The following is an 18,771-nucleotide window of genomic DNA, read 5'->3' on the forward strand; positions in this document are numbered from 1 at the left end:
AATGAAAGCAACACGAACGCAACGGAGGTGGGACCGTGGGCGTTGAAATAAAGGAATCCGCCGTCTCCGACGAGGCGTTCGAGGAGATGAAGGGCTTTGTCTCGGACTACCTCGCAGCGAGCGTCGAAACCGAGGACGACGGTGGCCGGATGCGGTGGTATCCGTGGCACAGCGCCGAGTATCGGTTCAACCACACGTTGAACGTCGTCGAACTGGCGACGGACATCGCCCAGCGCGAGGGCGCCGACGTCGACGTGGTCCGGGTCGCGGCGCTGTTTCACGACATCGCCAAACTCGAAGCCGAACAGGAGCGTCACGCCGACGAGGGCGCCCGCGTCGCCAACGAGTATCTCACCACGCGCGGCGACTACCCCACGTCCTTCGTCGACCAAGTGACCCAGTCCGTCCGTGACCACTCCTATCAGGGACCGGTCAGCGACGTCTCGCTCGAAACGCAGTGTCTCATCGAGGCCGACATCCTCGACAAGGTGGGTGCCAACGGCGTCCTCCTGATGTTGCTCCGGATGGGCTACGAATCACGAACCCACATGGACGCCGGCGAGATGGTCGACCGCGTCCTCGAACGCGGGCGCGACGCCGCCCGCCGCGTCGAGAGCGACGCCGCCGAGAGCGTCGCCCACCAGCGACTCAAGCGCGTGAAATGGTTCCGCGAGTGGCTCGAAGCGGAAGTGCCGGGTATCGACGACGCGTAACACCGCCGAAAACAGTTCTCTCTCAGTCGTCGCTCGTCTGGACCGTTCCAGCGTCGACTTCGGCACTGCCGGCGTCGGACGCCGGTTCGGGCAGTTCGTCGCGCACGTCTTCGCGGCTCTCCTCCGCGATGACCGACGCGTAGGCGTCGGGCATGACCTTCGTGAAGTTCCGCACTTCGGCGCCCCAGTCTTCGAGCAACGCCGCCGCGCGGTCGCTGTCGGTGTAGGCCGCGTGGTTCTCGACGAGTCGGCGGAGCATCGCCTCGTCCGAGTCTTCGAGGTCGTCGTGGATGGTCACCATCCCCTTGTTGACTCGGCCTTCGAAGTCGCCGTCGGGGTCGTAGACGTAGGCCACACCGCCGGACATCCCGGCCGCGAAGTTCCGCCCCGTCTCGCCGAGGACGGCGACGACGCCGCCGGTCATGTACTCACAGCCGTGGTCGCCGACGCCCTCGACGACGGCTTTCACGCCGCTGTTGCGGACGCCGAAGCGCTCGCCGGCGAGGCCGTTGACGTACAGTTCGCCCTGCGTGGCGCCGTACAGACAGACGTTGCCGACGAGGATGTTCTCGTCGGCGTCGTAGGCTGCCGTCTCGGGGGTGCGGACGATGACCTTCCCGCCCGAGAGTCCCTTGCCGACGTAGTCGTTGGCGGCGCCGACGAGTTCCATCCGGACCCCGTTGGCGAGGAAGGCACCGAAGCTCTGTCCCGCGATGCCGTCGAAGGAACAGGAGATGGTGTCTTCGGGCAGGCCGCTCTCGCCGTAGCGCTGGGAGATGCGGTTCGAGAGCATGGCGCCGACTGCGCGGTCCTGATTCGAGATGTCCTGATGGATGTGGACGGGTTCGCCCTCCTCGATGGCGTTCGAGGCCTCGCCAATCAGGTCGTGGTCGATGTGCTCGGCGATGTCCGCGTGTTTCTGCTCGCGGACCTTGTGGCGCTCGCCACCCTCGGGTTCGGCGATGATGGCCGACAGGTCGAGGTGTTTGGCCTTGGGGTGGTCGGTCTCTGCCTGTTCGAGGACACCGGGTCGCCCAATCATCTCGTCGACCGACCGGAAGCCGAGTTCGGCCATGATTTCGCGGAGTTCCTCCGCGATGAAGACCATGTAGTTGATGACGTGTTCGGGCTGGCCGGAGAAGCGGTCGCGGAGTTCCTCGTCTTGGGTCGCGACGCCGGTCGGGCAGTTGTTGGTGTGACAGATACGGGCCATCACACAGCCGGAGGTGATGAGGCTGGAGGTGCCGAAGATGTACTCCTCGGCGCCGAGCAGCGCCGCGATGGCGACGTCGCGTCCCGTCATCAGGCCGCCGTCAGTGGAGATGCGGATGCGGTCACGCAGCCCCGTCGCGCGGAGCATCTGGTTGGCCTCGGCGACGCCGAGTTCCCACGGAAGTCCCGCGTTCTTGATGGACGTCTTGGGCGACGCGCCGGTCCCGCCGGAGTGGCCCGAGATGTGAACCACGTCGGCGTTGGCCTTCGCGACGCCGGCCGAGATGGTCCCGATGCCCGCCTCGGCGACGAGTTTCACGTTGATGTCGGCCTCGGGGTTGGCCGTCTTCAGGTCGTGAATCAGCTGTTTGAGGTCCTCGATGGAGTAGATGTCGTGCAGCGGCGGCGGCGAGATGAGACCGACACCCGGCGTGGAGTAGCGCACGTGGGCAATCATCTCGTTGACCTTCTTGCCGGGGAGGTGGCCCCCTTCGCCGGGCTTGGACCCTTGGGCCATCTTGATTTGAATCTCCTCCGCCGAGGAGAGATAGTTCGAGGTCACGCCGAAGCGGCCGGATGCGACCTGCTTGACGTTGCACTCCTTCTCGGTATCGAAACGCTCCGGCGGTTCCCCGCCCTCGCCGGTGTTGGATTTGCCGCCGAGGCGGTTCATCGCGATGGAGTTAGTCTCGTGAGCCTCGGGCGAGAGCGACCCGAGGGACATAGCCGCCGTCGAGAAGCGTTCGACGATTTCGTGGACCGGTTCGACCTCGTCGAGCGGGACGGGGTCGCGGTCGCTGTCGAACTCCAGCAGTCCGCGAAGCGTCTGTAGCGTCCCCTCTCCCTGCTGTTCGTTGATGAGGTCTGCGAACTCGGTGTATTTCTCGTAACTGCCCGAGCGGACTGCCTGCTGGAGCGTGCCGACCGTCTTGGGGTTCCACTTGTGGTGAATCCCGTTCGAGCGATGTTCGTACTCGCCCTGCCGTTCGAGTTCGGGGTCGGCGCCGTAGGCGACGGCGTGTCGCGTCAGCAGGTCGTCCTCTATCTGCGGGATGCCGATACCCTCCGTCCGAATCTCGGTCCCCTCGAAGTACTCGGCGACGAAGTCCGAGGAGAGACCGACCGCCTCGAAAATCTGGGCGCCCTGATAGCTCTCCACGGTGGAGATGCCCATCTTCGCCATCGTCTTCAGGAGGCCGTCTTCGAGGGCCTTCTTGTAGTTCGCGATGGCCGCGTCCTCGTCGGCCCCGTCCGGGCCGGCGACGACGTCGCTGATGCTCTGGTAGGCGAGGTAGGGGTTGACCGCGTCGGCGCCGTAGCCGATGAGCGTCGCGAGGTGATGGACCTCGCGCGGGTCGCCGGACTCGATTACCAGACCGGCGTGATTTCGGAGGCCGTTCCGAACCAGCGCGTGGTGGACGCCGCCCATCGCCAGCAGACTCGGGATGGGGACGCGGTCCGGGCCGGCGTTGCGGTCCGAGAGCACGACGATGTCGGCACCGGCCTCGATGGCCTCGCGGGCGTCGCGCCGCAGGTCCTCGACCGCCCGTTCGAGGTCCGTCCCCTTCTCATAGGTCATGTCGACGACCGTCGAGGAGAACTCGCCGTCGTAGTCTTTGATGTCTGCCATCTGCCCGTCGGTCAGGACTGGAGAGTCGACGACGAGCTGTCGGGCGTGTTCCGGCGTCTCGTCGAGGAGGTTGCGCTGGGGACCGAGCCGGGACTCCAGACTCGTCACCAGTTCCTCGCGGATGTAGTCGATTGGCGGGTTCGACACCTGTGCGAACAGCTGTTTGAAGTAGGTAAACAGCGGGCGGTTGAAGTCGGAGAGGACCGACAGCGGCGTGTCGTCGCCCATCGAGCCGACGGGGTCCTTGCCGTCTTCGGCCATCGGTTCGACGAGGTGTTCGAGTTGGTCGTAGGTGTAGCCGAAGGCCGCCTGCTGGGCGCGAAGCGAATCGACTTCGCCACGTGGCTCGTAGTCCGTCTCGGCGCCGGGGTCGAGATGCTGTTGCTCTTGCTCGACCCACTCGCCGTACTTCTCGTCGGTCAGGTCGTCGAACACGTCGTCGTCGGGGACGACTTCGCCCCGTTCGGGGTCGGCGACGAGCAACTGACCGGGCTGGAGGCGATGTCGCTCCTCGATGTCCGCGGGGTCGGTGTCGAGCGCGCCGGCCTCGCTGGCCATGATGAAGCGGCCGTCCTCGGTCACGTCGTACCGGCAGGGGCGAAGCCCGTTGCGGTCGAGGGCGGCGGCGATGCGGTCGCCGTCGGTGCCGACGACGAGCGCCGGGCCGTCCCACGGCTCGACGAGGCTCGCGTGGTAGTCGTAGAAGTCCTTGCGCTCCTGACTCATCTCGTCGTCCTTGCGGAACGCCTCGGGGATGAGCATCCGGAGTGCGTGGGGGAGGTCACGCCCGCCCTGCATGAGCAGTTCGAGCGCGTTGTCGACGGAGGCCGTGTCGCTCTGGTTCGGGTCGTTGATGATGGGCTTCAGCGTGTCGATGTCGTCGCCGAAGTCCGGATGTTCGAGGTCCGTCTCGCGGGCCCGCATCCAGTTGATGTTGCCACGGATAGTGTTGAACTCGCCGTTGTGGATGATGTTCCGATAGGGGTGGGCGAGATGCCACGCCCCGAGCGTGTTCGTCGAGAAGCGCGCGTGGACGAGGACAAGCGTCGACTTCACGCGCTCGTCGACGAGGTCCGGGTAGTACGTCGGGAGCTGTGTCGCCTTGAGAAGCCCCTTGTAGACGAGCGTCTCGCGGTCGAGCGAGCAGATGTAGAACCGGCCGGCGCCAGCCGAATCGAGGTCGTCGATTTCGTTCTCGACGGCGCGTCGAGCGACGTAGAGCGCGCGGTCGAACGCCTCGTCGTCCATCTCAGTCTCCGGGCGGATGAACGGCTGGTAGACGTCGGGTTCCGAGTCGAGCGCCGTCTGCCCGAGTTCGTGGTTGTCCGTCGGCACGTCCCGCCAGTGGAACACGTCGAGGTCGTGTTCGGCCAGCGTCCGCTCGAAGATAGTCATCAGGCCCTGTCGAGCGGCGCCGTCCTGCGGCATGAACACCGAGCCGACCGCGTACGTCTCGGGGAGGTCGGCGTCGACGACGCCGTCGAAGAACTCGTCGGGTCGCTGAATCATGATACCGGCACCGTCGCCGGTCGCCTCCTCGGCGCCCGTCGTGCCCCGATGTTCGAGGTTGATGAGCAGTTCGATACCGTCGGCGACGGTCTCGTGCGAGTCGCCGCCTTCGAGGTCGAGAACGACGCCTACACCGCAGTTCGATTTGTCGTCTACGGGGTCAGCCAGCCCCTGCTGATCGGCGTGGGCGCCTCTCCGCGGCTTGGTCATAAACCCCCTTCTATGTTCCCACTTATCAGCCTGTCCCTGTTACCGTATGACTTCACTAACCACATACAAGGTAATATATATCATACTAATACACTGCATCACCTTAGCGAACATGTATAATGATTAATTTGGCCGGACGGGCGGTCAGTACGACTGGGCGAAATACGCCGTCTCGACCGCTTCGTCGTCACAGAGCGCACACGTCTCGCCCTCGTGAATCGGCTCGGTGTCGCTCTCGGAGCCCTCGAAGGGCACGAGGACGATTTCGGCGGCCAGTTGGTCTTTGACCTCCGCCTCGCAGGCCTCGTCGCCACACCACGGCGCCTTCACGTACCCGCCGTGCTGGCCGATGGTGCCGAGGATGTCCGCGCGGTCCGTCGCCTCGCGGACGCTCCCCTCCAGCGTCTCCTCCGCGTTCGCGTAGAGTTTCGCGTACACCGTATCGAAGTGGTCGTGGACGGTGTCGACCAGTCCCTCGCGGTCGGCGCTCGTCGACTCCCCGTCCGGTCGGTGGACGAGCGTCACCGAGTCCTCCTCGACTTCGTTCGGTCCCACTTCGATTCGGAGCGGGACGCCTTTCAGCTCCCACTCGTTGAACTTGAAGCCCGGATTGCGCCCGTCGCGGTCGTCGAGTTCGACGCGGACGCCCGCTCCGCGCAGGTCGTCCGCGATACCCTCCGCGTACTCCAGCACGTCGTCTTTCGTCTCCGCCTGCCAGATGGGGACGATGACGACCTGTTCGGGTGCGACCGTCGGCGGCAGGACCAGCCCTTGGTCGTCGCTGTGGGTCATGATGAGCGCACCGAGCGCCCGCCACGACAGCCCCCACGAGGTAGTGTGGGCCACGCGCTCCTCCTCGTCTTCGTCCGTGTAGGTGATGTCGAAGGCCTCGGCGAAGCTCTGGCCGAGGTAGTGGCTCGTCGCCCCCTGTACCGACTTGCCGTCGGGCATCAGCGCCTCCACCGTCGTCGTCGTGTCCGCGCCGGGGAACTTGTCGTGTTCCGGCTTCTTCCCCCGCAACACCGGGATGGCGAGGACGTCCTCGTACACCTCCTCGTACTGGTCGAGGCGGGTCGTCGTCTCCGACCACGCTTCTTCCTCGCTCGCGTGCGCGGTGTGACCCTCCTGCCACAGGAACTCCTTGGTTCGGAAGAAGGGCTTCGTCTCCGTGGCCTCCCACCGGACCACGCTACACCACTGGTTGACGCGGAGGGGCAGGTCGCGGTGGCTCCGCACCCACTGACTCATGTACGGCGCGATGATGCTCTCGCTGGTCGGGCGGACGGCGAGTCGCTCCTCCAGTTCCTCGTAGCCGCCGTGGGTGACCCACGCCACCTCCGGGTCGAACCCCTCGACCACGTCCTTCTCGCGTTCGAGATAGGATTCGGGGATGAGCATCGGGAAGTAGGCGTTCTGGACGCCCGTTGCCTTGAATCGGGTGTCGAGCGCGTCCTGAACCGCCTCCCAGAGCGCGTACCCGCGCGGGCGCGTGATGATGAATCCACTCATGCCGTCCGGGCCGTAGTTCGCGAGGCCGGCCTTCCGGACGACTTCGGCGTACCACTCCCCGGTGCTGTGTTCTTTCGACTCGGTGATGCCGAGTTCTTGCTCGTCGCTCATTACCGTGGGCTACGAGCGAGATACGGCTTAAAACGTCCGAAGCCCCCTCACAGCTCTCGCTTGCACTCGTCGGCGTACGAGTCGGCCAGTCGCGTCGGCTCCGGCAACTTGTAGCCCGCACACAGGCGCTCGACGAGGTCGACGGCCGTCTCGGCGCTCACGCGATGGCCCGGACTGACGTACAGCGGGTTGATGACCGGGTTCGAGTCGTACTGTCGCGACTGGTAGGCGTAGCCGAGAACCGTCCCCTCGGGCGCGTCGACCCGGTCGTCGGCGCGGACGGGCGCGCGCCACCCCGCCGGCCGGCCGTCGACGTCGGCCTCGACCCGGCCACAGAGGAGGTTCTTCGCGACGCCGATACTCGGTACGTCGAGGACCGTGCCGATGTGCGTCGCCAGCCCCGCCTGCCGGAAGTGGATGCGCCCGCTCCCGTCGAAGAGAGCGAGGTCCGGGTCGACCGACAGCGACGCGAACGCGTCGAGGATGGGACCACCCTCGCGGAAGGAGAGCAACCCGGGAACGTAGGGTATCGAGAGGTCGGTCACGGCGCTCGTCCGCTCGATTACCTCGCCGCCGCGCAGACACACGATGGCGCTGACCGCCCGGTCGTCGAGAAAGGCTTGGTCGACACCCGCGACGACCGGCCGGTCGCCCGTGAGCGACGCGTCGCTGGCGACGGAGACGGCGGCGGGGTCGAACTCGAAGTCGTCCGCGAACGTCGCGGCGTCGGCGACCGCTCGCTGGAGCGCCTCCATCTCCTCGCGGGACTGGTCGGGGTCGGGGACGAACTCGGGGCGGACGGGTTGCACGAGTGTCACCGCCGACCGGGGCCGCCGGGGCCACCCGGACCGCCGGGGCCGCCCGGACCGCCCGGACCGCCGGGACCACCACCGAACGTCAACCGGTCAGGGACCCGCCGGGGCTGCTTGATTCGCTTTCCGTACGCCAGTCCTATCACCAGCCCAATCAGGTGCGCGAGGTGGGCCACGTTCGCCTGATTGGCCGAGGAGGCGGCCTGCGGCGAGAGGAAAAAGAGCACGGAGATGACCGCAAAGCCAGCGGTGAACAGCCACAGCGGAATGGGAATGATGAAGTACAGATAGATGCGAAGGCCGGGGTTGAGAACCGTCAGGACCCCGAGAACGGCGAAGATGGCGCCGCTGGCGCCGACGACGGAGACGGCGGCGGCGCCGAGCGCGATGCTCGCGAGGACGAACCCGAGGCCCGCGAGGACGCCGCTGACGAGAAACAGGGCGGCGAATCGCTTCGACCCGGCGTAGCGCTCGACGAGCGGGCCGAAAAAGTACAGCACGATGCTGTTGCCAGCGATGTGGATGAGGCTTCCGTGAGCGAAGATGGAGGTGAACCACGTCCAGACGTAGGTGAGGTGGTCCGAGCGCAGGACAAAGAGCGTCTGCATCGCCTCGCTCCCGACCAGCCCCTCGACGAGGAACTGGAGGGCGAAGGTGACCCACATGAGGCCGAGAAACAGGTACGCGACGTTGCCGCGGAGGTAGCCGAGGGGGCCACCGCGTCCCGTCAGCGACTTGAGTCGGTCGGCGACGCTCTGGCTACTGCCCGCGTTCTGCACGCTGTCGTCGAAGCCGCTGTCGAACACGCCCGACGGGTCGTCCCACTCGTTCAGTCCGGGGCAGTCGTGATTCTCCGGTAATCGATGTTCGGAACAGAACGTCCCGCCGCAGCGCCGACACTGATACGGCAGGTTCTCGTGGCTGCCGCACTCGTCGCACTGAGCCATTACCGCCACTAACAGCGGCGGCGACAAAAAGGGGTTCGTTCGCTGGCGGCGACGGCTCGCGGCCGTCTCACCGACCGAGCGCGCCTCAGGCGAACTGCTCGTCGTAGAGGTCGATGGCGTGTTCGATGGCGTCTTTCGCCGCTGCCTTGTCCTCCCAGCCCAGCGTCTCGACTTCCTTGCCTTCTTCGAGGTTCTTGTACGTGGCAAAGAACTCGTCAATCTCGTCGAGGGTCTGCTGGGGGATGTCGTCGATGTCCTCGATGTGGTCGAACCGCGGGTCCTCGGTCGGTACCGCGATGACCTTGTCGTCTTGCTCGCCGTCGTCGTCCATCTTCATGAGCGCGACGGGGCGGGCTTCGACGACACAGCCGGGGAACGTCTGGTCCTCGACCAGCACCATCACGTCGAAGGGGTCCTCGTCGTCGTAGTACGTCTGGGGGATGAACCCGTAGTCGCTCGGGTAGTGGACGTTGCTGTGGAGGACGCGGTCGAGAACGACGCCGGGCACGTCCTTGTCGTACTCGTACTTGTTGCGCTCGCCCTTCAGACACTCGACGATTGCCGTAATCGTCTCGGGCGGGTTCGGACCGGGCTCGAGGTCTTGCCACAGATTCACCATACCGATACGACGGCCGAAGCGGACAATAGTCCTTTCGGGTTTCGGGCAACACGAATGAAAAGGTACATGAGCAGCCGCTTCTGAGAGTAGCTGACTACTTCGAGCGGTCGACCGCCTCGGTCAACCGCCCCGTACCGGGCACGCGCCGAGCCAGATGGCGACGACCGGGCAGTCGTCGAATTCGCGCCGTATGACTGGTTCGATGACCGATATGTCTAAACTGGATAACGTTGGATTACCGAGGTAGGGGCGCTGTAGGCTGCGCAGACAGAAGAGTTGAGAAGCGTTAAATATCCCCGTGACATGTCTATAAGTATGTCAGAGGCACAAGCAGTAACTAACGACCCCGGCATCGTTCGCGACCTCACGGCCTTCCAGCACAACATCCTCGTCATCCTCTCGGAGGAGGCGATGTACGGACTGGCTATCAAACGACAGCTCGAAGACTACTACGGAACCGAAGTCAATCACGGGCGTCTGTACCCCAATCTCGATGACCTCGTCGAGATGGGACTCGTCGAGAAGAGCGAACTCGACAAGCGGACGAACCAGTACGCACTGACCGAGGACGGTGAAGACGCCGTCCTCAACCGTCTGAACTGGGAGCTCTCGAAGTTCGTCACCGACGAGGACCGAGCCGACTCGGTTCGCGACCTTATCGACGCACAGCAGTAACGTCGGGCATCGCTGTTTCTGTCACTTCGAACACGTACTCGAGCGACTGCGTCACCGCCGCCTGCTGTTCGTCGCTCGGCCACGCGTTCCGCGGATAGTACTCGCGGAGGAACTCCTCTAGCTCCGCCGCCGTCGCCGTCTCCACCCGGCGCGAGTAGTGATTGCCCATGAAGTCGGCGAAGGCGCGGGCGTTCTCCGCGTGTATCTCGCCCGCCCGTTCTTCGACGCGCTCGACCACGTCGGTGTTGTGCTCCTCGACCGTCTCCCACTCTTCGGCGTCGCCGCTCCCCGACAGCGACACCTCAACCGCCCGGTCCGTGTCCTCGATGCGGTCCATCTGGACCGTCCCGTCCTCCAGCCACGTCGCTGGATGGAGGACGAGCGTGTCGTCGCTCTCGCGGACGCGCGCGGTGAACCCGTGTTCGGCGAGTCGCTCGTCGCGGTCCCGTTCGTACGCCGCCGCCTCCCTGTCGTCGACCGCACGACGAGCGAGCCGGGTCAAGCGCTCTGCTGCCGTCACGGTTTCGCGTGGCAGTTCAGTCATCGTCGAGTGCCTCGTTCGCCAGTTCGTCGGCGCGGTCGTTTATCTCTCGCGGTACGTGCTCCAGCGACCACCGGTCGAAGTCGTCGAGCAACTCCCGTACCCGGACGCGGCGCTCGCGGAGGTCCGGGTCGTTCGTGTTCCACTCCCCGCGCACCTGCCGGACGATGAGCTCCGAGTCGCCGCGGATGTCTATCTCGTCGAAACCGTGGTCGCGGGCCACCTCCAGCCCCCGAATCAGCGCCTCGTACTCCGCGCGGTTGTTCGTCGTCCGCCCGATGGTGTCGCCGCCCTCGTCGACGATGCCGTCGCCCGAGACGATGACCCACCCGATGGCGCCGGGGCCGGGGTTGCCGCGACTCGCCCCGTCGAAGTAGACGTGGGCTCGCCCGCCCGCATCCGAGAGCAGCGCCGTCAGGTCCGCGGGCCGCGACCCCTGAACGACCACCGTCTCGTCGTAGGCAACCGCGACGGCGTCGCCGCGCTCCGCCCGCCAGCGCTCGTGGTCCGTGTTCCCTTCCGTGACGTCGATGCCGGCCTCCTCAAGCCGCTGACGCGCCACCTCGGGGTCACAGTCGATAGTCGGCATTAGCGGGGGTTCGTGGAGCCGACTCAAAGGCCGTTCGTTCCAGCGACCCGTCGCCTACCCTCCGGTGCGGGGGGACTCGCCGGTTGGATGTGCAACCGTACATCTATATCGAGTATTATTCGACACTCGGGCGCTATATATCCGGAAATAGGCCTATTAATCGGGGTTCTTGTACCGGAATCCGAGTCTGTTACTCGTGTCACGAGCCGTACTCCTCAGCTGTCCAGTCTGTGACGCCGTGCGAGCCTTGGACGGAAGACGAAGCGACCACTCGAAGACGGATATCATTTCGACGGCGAAGCGGCATCTCCGAACCCACCAGCTCTCCGAGAGCAAGGCCGCGATTCGGGCCCATCAAATCACCTACGAGGCGCTCGAGATACTCGTCTCGGGGGACGACATCGACCGCCTGCCGGTCGAAGCGTGGCGACAGCCGACCGCGACGTGGCTCCCGGAGGACGTACCCGTACCGGCCGCTCAGACGGCCGGAGCCACACTCTCCCAGACCGATGACGACTGAGCGGTCGCCGTCAAGTGAGTCCGTGTCGCCAGACCTGACAGACCCCGACTACTATCTCAATCGGGAGCTTTCGGAACTCGCGTTTCAGGAACGCGTCCTTCGTGAGGGGATGGACGACCGGAACCCGCCGCTCGAACGACTCCGGTTTCTCGCCTTCTTCACAAAAAACACCGACGAGTTCTTCATGAAGCGCGTCGGGGGACTCAAACAACAAATCGACGCCGGCGTGACCGAGACGACGCCCGACGGACGGACGCCGGAACAGCAGTGGGTCGAGGTGCTCGACACCGCCCGCCCGCTCTTTCGACAGCAGTCCGAGTACTGGCAAACTGTCCTGAAACCGACGCTCGCGGATGCGGGCATCGACATTTCCGCGCCCGACGACCTCTCCCGAGACACGCAGGAGCGACTGCGAACGAGTTTCGAGGAGTCGATACTGCCGACGCTGACGCCGCTCGCGTTCGACCCGGCACATCCCTTCCCCTTCATCTCGAATCTCTCCCTCTCGCTCGCGGTGCTCTCCTCGGACGGCGCCGACGACCCGACCTTCACCCGCATCAAGATACCGCCGAATCAGCCGCGGCTGATTCCGGTCCCCGACGAGACGGAGCAGTACGTGCTCATCGAGGACCTCATCGAGGCCAACCTCGACCTGTTGCTCCCGAATCTGGACATTCGCGACGTGTCGAAGTTCAAAGTGACGCGGAACGCGGAAGTCCGGCGCGACGAGGAAATCGCCGAAGACCTCATCGACATGGTCGAGGAGGTTCTCGAACAGCGACGCTTCGCGACGGTCGTTCGGCTGGAGGTCGACGCGGATATGCCCGCGAAGTCACGCTCCATACTCAAGGAGCAACTCGGCGTCGAGGACCGAGAGGTGTTCGCTCGCGAGGGGCCGATAGATTTCGAGGACTTCTTCGAACTGACCGAACTCGACCGCCCCGACCTCAAACTGCCGTCGTGGACGCCGAAGACACACCCCCGACTGGGTCCCGTCGCGAGCGACGACCGGGACGGCGCGACGAACATCTTCAGCGAGATTCGGTCCGGCGACATCCTCGCCCACCACCCCTATCACTCGTTCGAGGGGACGGTCCAGCGGTTTCTCGACGCGGCGGCGACCGACCCCGACGTGCTCGCGGTGAAGGCCGCCATCTACCGCACGGCGAGTGACTCGAAGGTCGTCCAGAGCCTCATCGACGCCGCCGACAACGGCAAGCAGGTGGCGGTCATGGTCGAACTCAAGGCCCGATTCGACGAGAAGAACAACCTCGAATGGGTTCGACAGCTCGAAGAGAAGGGCATCCACGTCGCCTACGGCACCGTGGGCCTGAAGACCCACACCAAGACGGCACTCGTCGTCCGACAGGAAGAGGACGGCGTCCAACTCTACTCTCACGTCGGGACCGGCAACTATCACTCCGGGACTGCGAAGGGGTACTCCGACCTCGGGCTGTTCACCGCCGACCGCGACATCGGGTTCGACCTCACCAAGGTCTTCAACTTCTTCACCGGGCCGACGCTCGACGACCGCTTCCGGAAGCTCCTGATTGCGCCCGTGACGATGCGCGAGCGCTTCACCGACATGGTTCGGCGGGAGGCCGACCACGCCCGCGCCGGCAGGCGGGCGCGAATCGTCGTGAAGGTAAACGGCCTCGAAGACCCGGCGATGGTCGAAGAGCTCTACCGGGCGTCGAGAGCCGGCGTCGAAATCGACCTGCTGGTCCGGGACATCTGCCGACTCCGTCCCGGTATCGACGGCGTGAGCGAGAACATCACCGTCCACTCCATCGTCGGCCGCTTTCTCGAACACTCGCGGATATTCTACTTCGAGAACGGGGGCGACCCGGAGTGGTACATCGGCTCGGCCGACTGGATGACCAGAAATCTCGACTACCGAGTCGAGGCCGTCACGCCCGTCGAAGCCACGGACCTGCGCCGACAACTCCGGTTCATTCTGGAGACGTCGCTCGCGGACAACCGCCGCCGATGGGTGATGCAGTCCGACGGTAGTTACGAGCAGGTGTCGCCCGACGGCGACCCGGTCCGGGACGTCCAAGAGGGGTTGATGGCGGCCGTGGAGACTGCCCTCGACTCCGGTGACGGACCGGGAATCACAGTCGACACGGACCGGGAATCGGACCTCCTCGTCGAGGGTGTCGCGGCAACCGACGCGTCCGCCGCCCCCGAGATATCCGACGACTCCGACGTGACGCCCGACACACGGCCACACTCGGACGGCGGGGACCGCTCTCCGTTCGACGCGTACGCCGAGCACTGGTATCGGCCCGACAGCGACACTTACGACTGGGCGGTTCGAACGACCGACGGCCGGCGACGCTACTTCAAAACGCGTGATGGGGCGCGCCGCCGCCTTCGAGCGGAGTACGAGTAGGGGTCGACCGCCTCAAATCGGGTCGACGACTTTCGAATCCTCGCGACGCTGGTGTGTCGTCGCCGGGTCCGTGGTGACGAACTCGTCGTTTCGGTAGTCGTACGCGGTGAGTGTCCCGCCGTAGACACACCCGGTGTCGAGGCCGACGGCGTGGTCCAGTACGACCGGGCGGTCGTGGACGGTGTGCCCGAAGAAGACGCGGTACGGTCCGTCGTAGGTGTCGTACCAGAATGGGCCGTCGTACCCATCGCCGTGTGGCGAACGCATCGTCAGCAGTTCCTCGACGGTGTGGCTGTCGAGGGTTCGCTCCGGGTCGACGCCGCCGTGGACGACGAGGGCGTCGTCGAAGGAGATGACGACGGGGAGCGATTCGAGATACGCTCGGTCGCCCTCCCTGAGCCACGCGGGCGCTCTGTCGCCGCGGACGATTTTCTGCTCGTTGTTGCCGCGGATGCTGACGAGACGCGGGTCGTCGCGGACCAGGTCGATGACGCCGGGGCTGTCCGGGCCTTTTCTGATGAGGTCGCCGACGAACATCACGAGGTCGTCGGGACCCAAATCCAGATTTTCGAGGAGCGCTTCGAGCGTCGCTCGGCTTCCGTGGACGTCCCCGACGACGTAGATGTCGGCGTATGCGTCGGTGTCGAATCGGTCGTGATGTGATTCCACGTCGTCGCTAAACTGGGGTGGCGTGTTCATTGCACTCTGGGTCGACGGCCGCACGAGCGGTCGTCGGGTCTCGGATACGCCTACCCCGTGTCCACGGTAAGCGCTTTCTAATAGCCGACAATACGGCTATGTATCTCTCGGGCGGCGACGTCGGATGACCGACACCGAGTCTACGCCGCCGTCTTCGGGCTCTCCTTCGGCGGGAAGTAGAGATAGACGGCGTTGCCCCGTGGCTCCCGTGTCTCGAACGAAATCTCGCCGCCGAGCGATTCGGCACACCACTTCATCACGAACAGCCCGATTCCGGAGCCGTGGGACGTGTTCGTAGTTTCGCTCGGGGCGAACAGCGCCGCCAGTTCCTCCTCTGGAATCTCCGCGTTCGAATCCGTGATACAAATCTCGACCCGACCCGTGTTCGGCGACGGCCCGATTTCGACGTCGACGGTCGGTGCTCGCTCGTCGCTGTGGATGATGGCATTTTCGAGCGCGTGTGTGAGCGCGTGCGTGAACGCGTCGTCGATGTCTATCCACATCTCCGCCCGCTCGGCGATAGACACCTTCGCGGCGGGGTAGTCGCTCGTGACGTCGTTTACGACTTCCCTGACCGCTTCCGTCGCGCGGCGGCGGGCGCAGTCCGTCTCGGTGTCCGTCACCGCCTCCTCGATCTCCTTGACCGACTCGGCCATGTTGCCGAGGTTCTCGCCCCGTTCCCGAACGGTTGCGACCACGTCCCGTATCGCCTCCGTCTCGGCGTGGGCGCCGATGCGGTCCATGTATCCCAAGATGACGGCGGCCTCGTTTCGCAAGTTGTGTCGGAGTAGCCGCCAGAATAGCTCCGCCCGGTGGTACGTCTCGTAGTACTCCGTGATGTCTCGAATCTCCGCTTGAACGCAGCTCTGTCCGCCGAATTGCCGGCGAGACGCGAACAGCTGGACCCAGATGAGAACTCCATCAGCTCGCTTGACGCGCCACGTGAACTTCTGTGGGTCCCCAGCGGCGCTCGCCTGCAGTCGGTCCTGAAACTCGGACTCGGAGTACGGGTGCGTGTTTGCGGTGTACTCCGCGACAGAGAGGTCCCGTAACTGGCTGGTTGTGTATCCGAACATCGCCTCCAGCCGTTCGTTGGCGTCCAAAATCGACCCGTCGGTCGGGTCGTACAGCGCGATACCGGTGTGATGTGTATCGTGTTCCGGTGCCAGTTCGAACCGCTCTTGAGAGGACATGCGACGACTTCCCCGACAGCCGAACCGCGTTTCGTTGTTACTATGAACAGTATATAGTGCTCTACATACTGGTGGGTCGGGAGACGACTCTGACGGTGACCGTCGCGTTCGTGGTTCAGGACCGTGCTCGCGTCTCGACGACCACCGCACCGACCAAGGAATTAAGTACCAGCAAAGTACGACTATAAAAACGCGATGACACGGCCCACCCGCCAGCGGGACGACCGGACGCGATGGCAGGGCGAGGACGAGCAGGAGTCCGACGAGGACGTCGACCTCGACGACCTCGACCCCGAGGACCTCGTCAGGACGGCTGACGGCGAACTGATTCACGAAGAGACTGGACTCATCATCGAGGAGGAGCAAATCGACCCCGGTCCGGAGTGGCGGGCGTTCAACCACAAGGAACGACAGGAGAAGTCGCGCGTGGGGGCGCCGACCACGCAGACGATGCACGACAAGGGGCTGACGACGACCATCGACTGGAAGGACAAGGACGCCTACGGCCGCTCGATTTCGTCCCGGAAGCGCTCGCAGATGCACCGCCTGCGGAAGTGGCAGGAGCGAATCCGAACGAAAGACGCGGGCGAGCGCAACCTGCAGTTCGCGCTGAGCGAAATCGACCGCATGGCCTCGGCGCTCGGCGTGCCGCGGTCGGTTCGAGAGGTGGCGTCGGTCATCTATCGACGTGCGCTCAACGAGGACCTGATTCGCGGGCGCTCCATCGAAGGCGTCGCCACCGCCGCGCTCTACGCCGCCTGTCGCAAGGAGGGCATTCCCCGCTCGCTGGAGGAGATTTCCGAAGTGTCACGGGTCGAACGCAAGGAAATCGGGCGCACCTACCGCTACATCTCGCAGGAACTCGGCTTGGAGATGAAGCCGGTCGACCCGAAGAAGTACGTCCCGCGCTTTTGCTCCGAACTCGAACTGAGCGAGGAGGTGCAGTCGAAGGCCAACGAAATCATCGAGACGACGGCGGAGAAGGGCCTGCTCTCGGGCAAGTCGCCAACGGGCTACGCCGCCGCCGCCATCTACGCCGCGTCCCTGCTCTGTAACGAGAAAAAGACCCAGCGCGAAGTCGCTGATGTGGCGCAGGTGACGGAAGTCACCATCCGCAACCGGTATCAGGAGCAAATCGAGGCCATGGGCATCCACAGTTAGACCCGACAGTATCAAGCCACGGCGGGCAGTAGCGTCGGTATGCGCCTCGACGAGTTCATCGACATCGAGGCAAACGAACGCGCCGAGCGACGGCGCCTCGCACAGGAGAAATCCTACGAAATCCTCGACCACGTCGAGTCGGTCGCCGACCGCATCGAGCAGACGGTGTCCGGCGATTCAATCGTCGGTAGCGTCTCGCCCTCCATCTTCGTCGGCCAGTCCAACTACCCGAACGTCTCGACGGGCATCCTCTCGCCCGTCGGCAACGAGGGCGACGCCGCTCGCTTCGCCACCAGCGGCGAGTGGTACGACGAGGGCGTCGACCTGACCGAGGTGTTTCGCCGGCGGACGAGTCTGCTCAACTCCCGCCGGTCGTCGCCCGTCGACGTCCACGACACGTGGGACGGTTTCGTCGGCGTCGGGCGCGAAGTCGCCATCGCGGACCGCCCAGTCGACGTCGAAATCGGCCTCGATGGCGACCCGCAGGTTCAGTTCGACGCCGACGGCGTCTCGACGCCCACCGGTCCCAGCGCCAGCGCTCGGTCGGCGACGCTCGGCGAGAACCCTCACGTCCCCCGCGCGGTGGAGAAGACGCTGGAGGACGACGACTGGCGCGCCGAGGGCGCCATCAACTACCTCTATCGCCGCGGGTTCGACGTCTACGACGTGAACACCATCCTCTCGGCGGGGGCGCTCGGCCAGAGCGAGAACCGCCGACTCGTCCCGACGCGGTGGTCGATTACCGCCGTCGACGACACCGTCGGCCAGTTCCTCCGCGGGTCGCTCCGAGACGCCCAGAGCGTGAACGAGGTGGAGATTCACCGCAACGAGTTCCTCGGCAACGCCTACTGGGTGTTGCTCGCGCCCGGCCAGTGGGAGTACGAACTCGTCGAACTGAAAGCGCCGGGAAGCGTCTGGAACCCCGACCCCGAGGCGGGAATGTGGCTCGCGTCCGACCGCGAGGGGTACGAGGGGCGGACGGACTACGTCGAGGAGACGGCGGGCGCGTATCACGCCGCCCGACTCGCCGCGCTCGAACACCTCGAAGACCGGAACCGACAGGCGAAATGTCTCGTCCTCCGGCACGTCTCCGACGACTACTGGGGGCCGGCCGGCGTCTGGCAGGTCCGCGAGGGGGTCAGACACGCCTTCGACGGCGAGTGCGCCACCGCCGAGACGCTCGCCGACGCCGTCCGCGATGTCGTCGACTACCTCCCCACGTCGCTGTCGGCGCTCCGCCGCAAGTCCGCGATGGTTGCCGGCCTCCAGACGACGCTCTCTGACTTCTAAACCGTGTGGACCGGTACCGGCGACTCCTGTACCACCCGCCGGGCCGTGTTGCCGATGAGCGGCTTGTCCGGGTCGCGCTTGCCGTGTTTGCCCATCGCTATCAGGTCGACGTCGTGTTCCCTCGCGTACTCGACGATGGCCTCGTCGACGATGCCCGTGACTACCGCCGTCTCACACTCGACGCCCGCGTCGGCGGCCATCGACTCGATTTCGGCGGTTATCTCCTCCCCTTTCGACCGAATCCGCTCCTTGGTTTCGGCGATGTCGCTCGGCACCGCCACGTAGCCGGCGTCGCCCATGTCGATGACGTACAGCGCCGTCACGCGGCCGCCCGCGTCGGCGACGAAGTCGAACGCGTGTTCCGCCGCGCGCGTCGACGCTTCGCTCCCGTCGACCGGGATGAGGATGTGTCGGAACGTAGCCATATTTGGACCAA

Annotated in this window: 16 protein-coding genes; 6 read left to right on the top strand and 10 right to left on the bottom strand. The window is 65.2% G+C overall.

Translation table 11 applies throughout. The annotated features are described in order from the left end of the window. Positions 1-35: 35 nt before the first annotated feature. A complete protein-coding gene (locus tag ACQUSQ_RS11805; RefSeq protein WP_435069412.1) occupies positions 36-713 on the top strand; it encodes an HD domain-containing protein in 678 nt (225 codons plus the stop codon). A gap of 22 nt (positions 714-735) precedes the next feature. Here ACQUSQ_RS11805 and gltB read toward each other — a convergent pair whose 3' ends face one another. From gltB to ACQUSQ_RS11830, 5 genes are all read right to left on the bottom strand, one after another. Further along, on the bottom strand, positions 736-5,274 hold the full coding sequence (gene gltB / locus ACQUSQ_RS11810; RefSeq protein ID WP_435069414.1) for a glutamate synthase large subunit: 4,539 nt from the start codon (positions 5,272-5,274) through the stop codon (positions 736-738). A gap of 144 nt (positions 5,275-5,418) precedes the next feature. Then, positions 5,419-6,894 (bottom strand): proline--tRNA ligase, encoded by a 1,476-nt coding sequence (gene proS / locus ACQUSQ_RS11815; RefSeq protein WP_435069416.1) that lies wholly within the window; start codon positions 6,892-6,894, stop codon positions 5,419-5,421. A gap of 47 nt (positions 6,895-6,941) precedes the next feature. Next, a complete protein-coding gene (locus ACQUSQ_RS11820; protein WP_435069648.1) occupies positions 6,942-7,703 on the bottom strand; it encodes an endonuclease V in 762 nt (253 codons plus the stop codon). A gap of 5 nt (positions 7,704-7,708) precedes the next feature. After that, entirely contained in the window at positions 7,709-8,653 is a 945-nt protein-coding gene (locus ACQUSQ_RS11825; RefSeq protein ID WP_435069418.1) for a rhomboid family intramembrane serine protease, read from the bottom strand. Positions 8,654-8,738: 85 nt separating this feature from the next. Beyond that, the gene (locus tag ACQUSQ_RS11830; protein ID WP_435069419.1) at positions 8,739-9,272 is read right to left on the bottom strand and encodes an inorganic diphosphatase; all 534 of its coding nucleotides are present in this window, start codon (positions 9,270-9,272) and stop codon (positions 8,739-8,741) included. A 315-nt stretch (positions 9,273-9,587) separates the two neighbouring features. Between ACQUSQ_RS11830 and ACQUSQ_RS11835 the strand changes: the two genes are divergently transcribed. Next, positions 9,588-9,947: a PadR family transcriptional regulator gene (locus ACQUSQ_RS11835; protein ID WP_435069421.1), complete on the top strand. Its 360-nt coding sequence runs from the start codon at positions 9,588-9,590 to the stop codon at positions 9,945-9,947. Here the strand turns inward: ACQUSQ_RS11835 and ACQUSQ_RS11840 are convergent. Both ACQUSQ_RS11840 and rnhA read right to left on the bottom strand, forming a co-directional pair. Continuing rightward, positions 9,928-10,491 (bottom strand): DUF7108 family protein, encoded by a 564-nt coding sequence (locus ACQUSQ_RS11840; RefSeq protein ID WP_435069423.1) that lies wholly within the window; start codon positions 10,489-10,491, stop codon positions 9,928-9,930. The two genes, ACQUSQ_RS11835 and ACQUSQ_RS11840, sit on opposite strands and share 20 nt — an antisense overlap. Then, positions 10,484-11,077, bottom strand: a complete 594-nt coding sequence (rnhA, locus tag ACQUSQ_RS11845) for a ribonuclease HI (RefSeq protein WP_435069425.1) — start codon at positions 11,075-11,077, stop codon at positions 10,484-10,486. The genes ACQUSQ_RS11840 and rnhA overlap by 8 nt, the downstream gene beginning before the upstream one ends. Positions 11,078-11,273: 196 nt before the next feature. On the opposite strand from rnhA, the gene ACQUSQ_RS11850 reads away from it, so the two are divergent. Both ACQUSQ_RS11850 and ppk1 read left to right on the top strand, forming a co-directional pair. Next, positions 11,274-11,597, top strand: a complete 324-nt coding sequence (locus ACQUSQ_RS11850; protein ID WP_435069427.1) for a hypothetical protein — start codon at positions 11,274-11,276, stop codon at positions 11,595-11,597. Beyond that, on the top strand, positions 11,587-13,992 hold the full coding sequence (ppk1, locus tag ACQUSQ_RS11855; protein ID WP_435069429.1) for a polyphosphate kinase 1: 2,406 nt from the start codon (positions 11,587-11,589) through the stop codon (positions 13,990-13,992). The genes ACQUSQ_RS11850 and ppk1 overlap by 11 nt, the downstream gene beginning before the upstream one ends. Positions 13,993-14,004: 12 nt before the next feature. Here ppk1 and ACQUSQ_RS11860 read toward each other — a convergent pair whose 3' ends face one another. Then, positions 14,005-14,691: a metallophosphoesterase family protein gene (locus ACQUSQ_RS11860; protein WP_435069430.1), complete on the bottom strand. Its 687-nt coding sequence runs from the start codon at positions 14,689-14,691 to the stop codon at positions 14,005-14,007. Between the two features lie 140 nt (positions 14,692-14,831). Then, entirely contained in the window at positions 14,832-15,884 is a 1,053-nt protein-coding gene (locus ACQUSQ_RS11865; RefSeq protein ID WP_435069432.1) for a PAS domain-containing sensor histidine kinase, read from the bottom strand. Between the two features lie 195 nt (positions 15,885-16,079). Between ACQUSQ_RS11865 and ACQUSQ_RS11870 the strand changes: the two genes are divergently transcribed. Both ACQUSQ_RS11870 and nreA read left to right on the top strand, forming a co-directional pair. Beyond that, positions 16,080-17,045 (top strand): transcription initiation factor IIB, encoded by a 966-nt coding sequence (locus ACQUSQ_RS11870; protein ID WP_435069433.1) that lies wholly within the window; start codon positions 16,080-16,082, stop codon positions 17,043-17,045. Between the two features lie 39 nt (positions 17,046-17,084). Continuing rightward, on the top strand, positions 17,085-18,335 hold the full coding sequence (gene nreA / locus ACQUSQ_RS11875) for a DNA repair protein NreA (RefSeq protein WP_435069435.1): 1,251 nt from the start codon (positions 17,085-17,087) through the stop codon (positions 18,333-18,335). Here the strand turns inward: nreA and ACQUSQ_RS11880 are convergent. Then, complete coding sequence (locus ACQUSQ_RS11880) at positions 18,332-18,760, bottom strand: universal stress protein (RefSeq protein WP_435069437.1); 429 nt, start codon at positions 18,758-18,760, stop codon at positions 18,332-18,334. The genes nreA and ACQUSQ_RS11880 overlap by 4 nt on opposite strands. Positions 18,761-18,771 lie beyond the last annotated feature (11 nt).

Origin of the sequence: Haloplanus sp. C73, assembly GCF_051195115.1 — an archaeon.
Lineage (GTDB): Archaea > Halobacteriota > Halobacteria > Halobacteriales > Haloferacaceae > Haloplanus.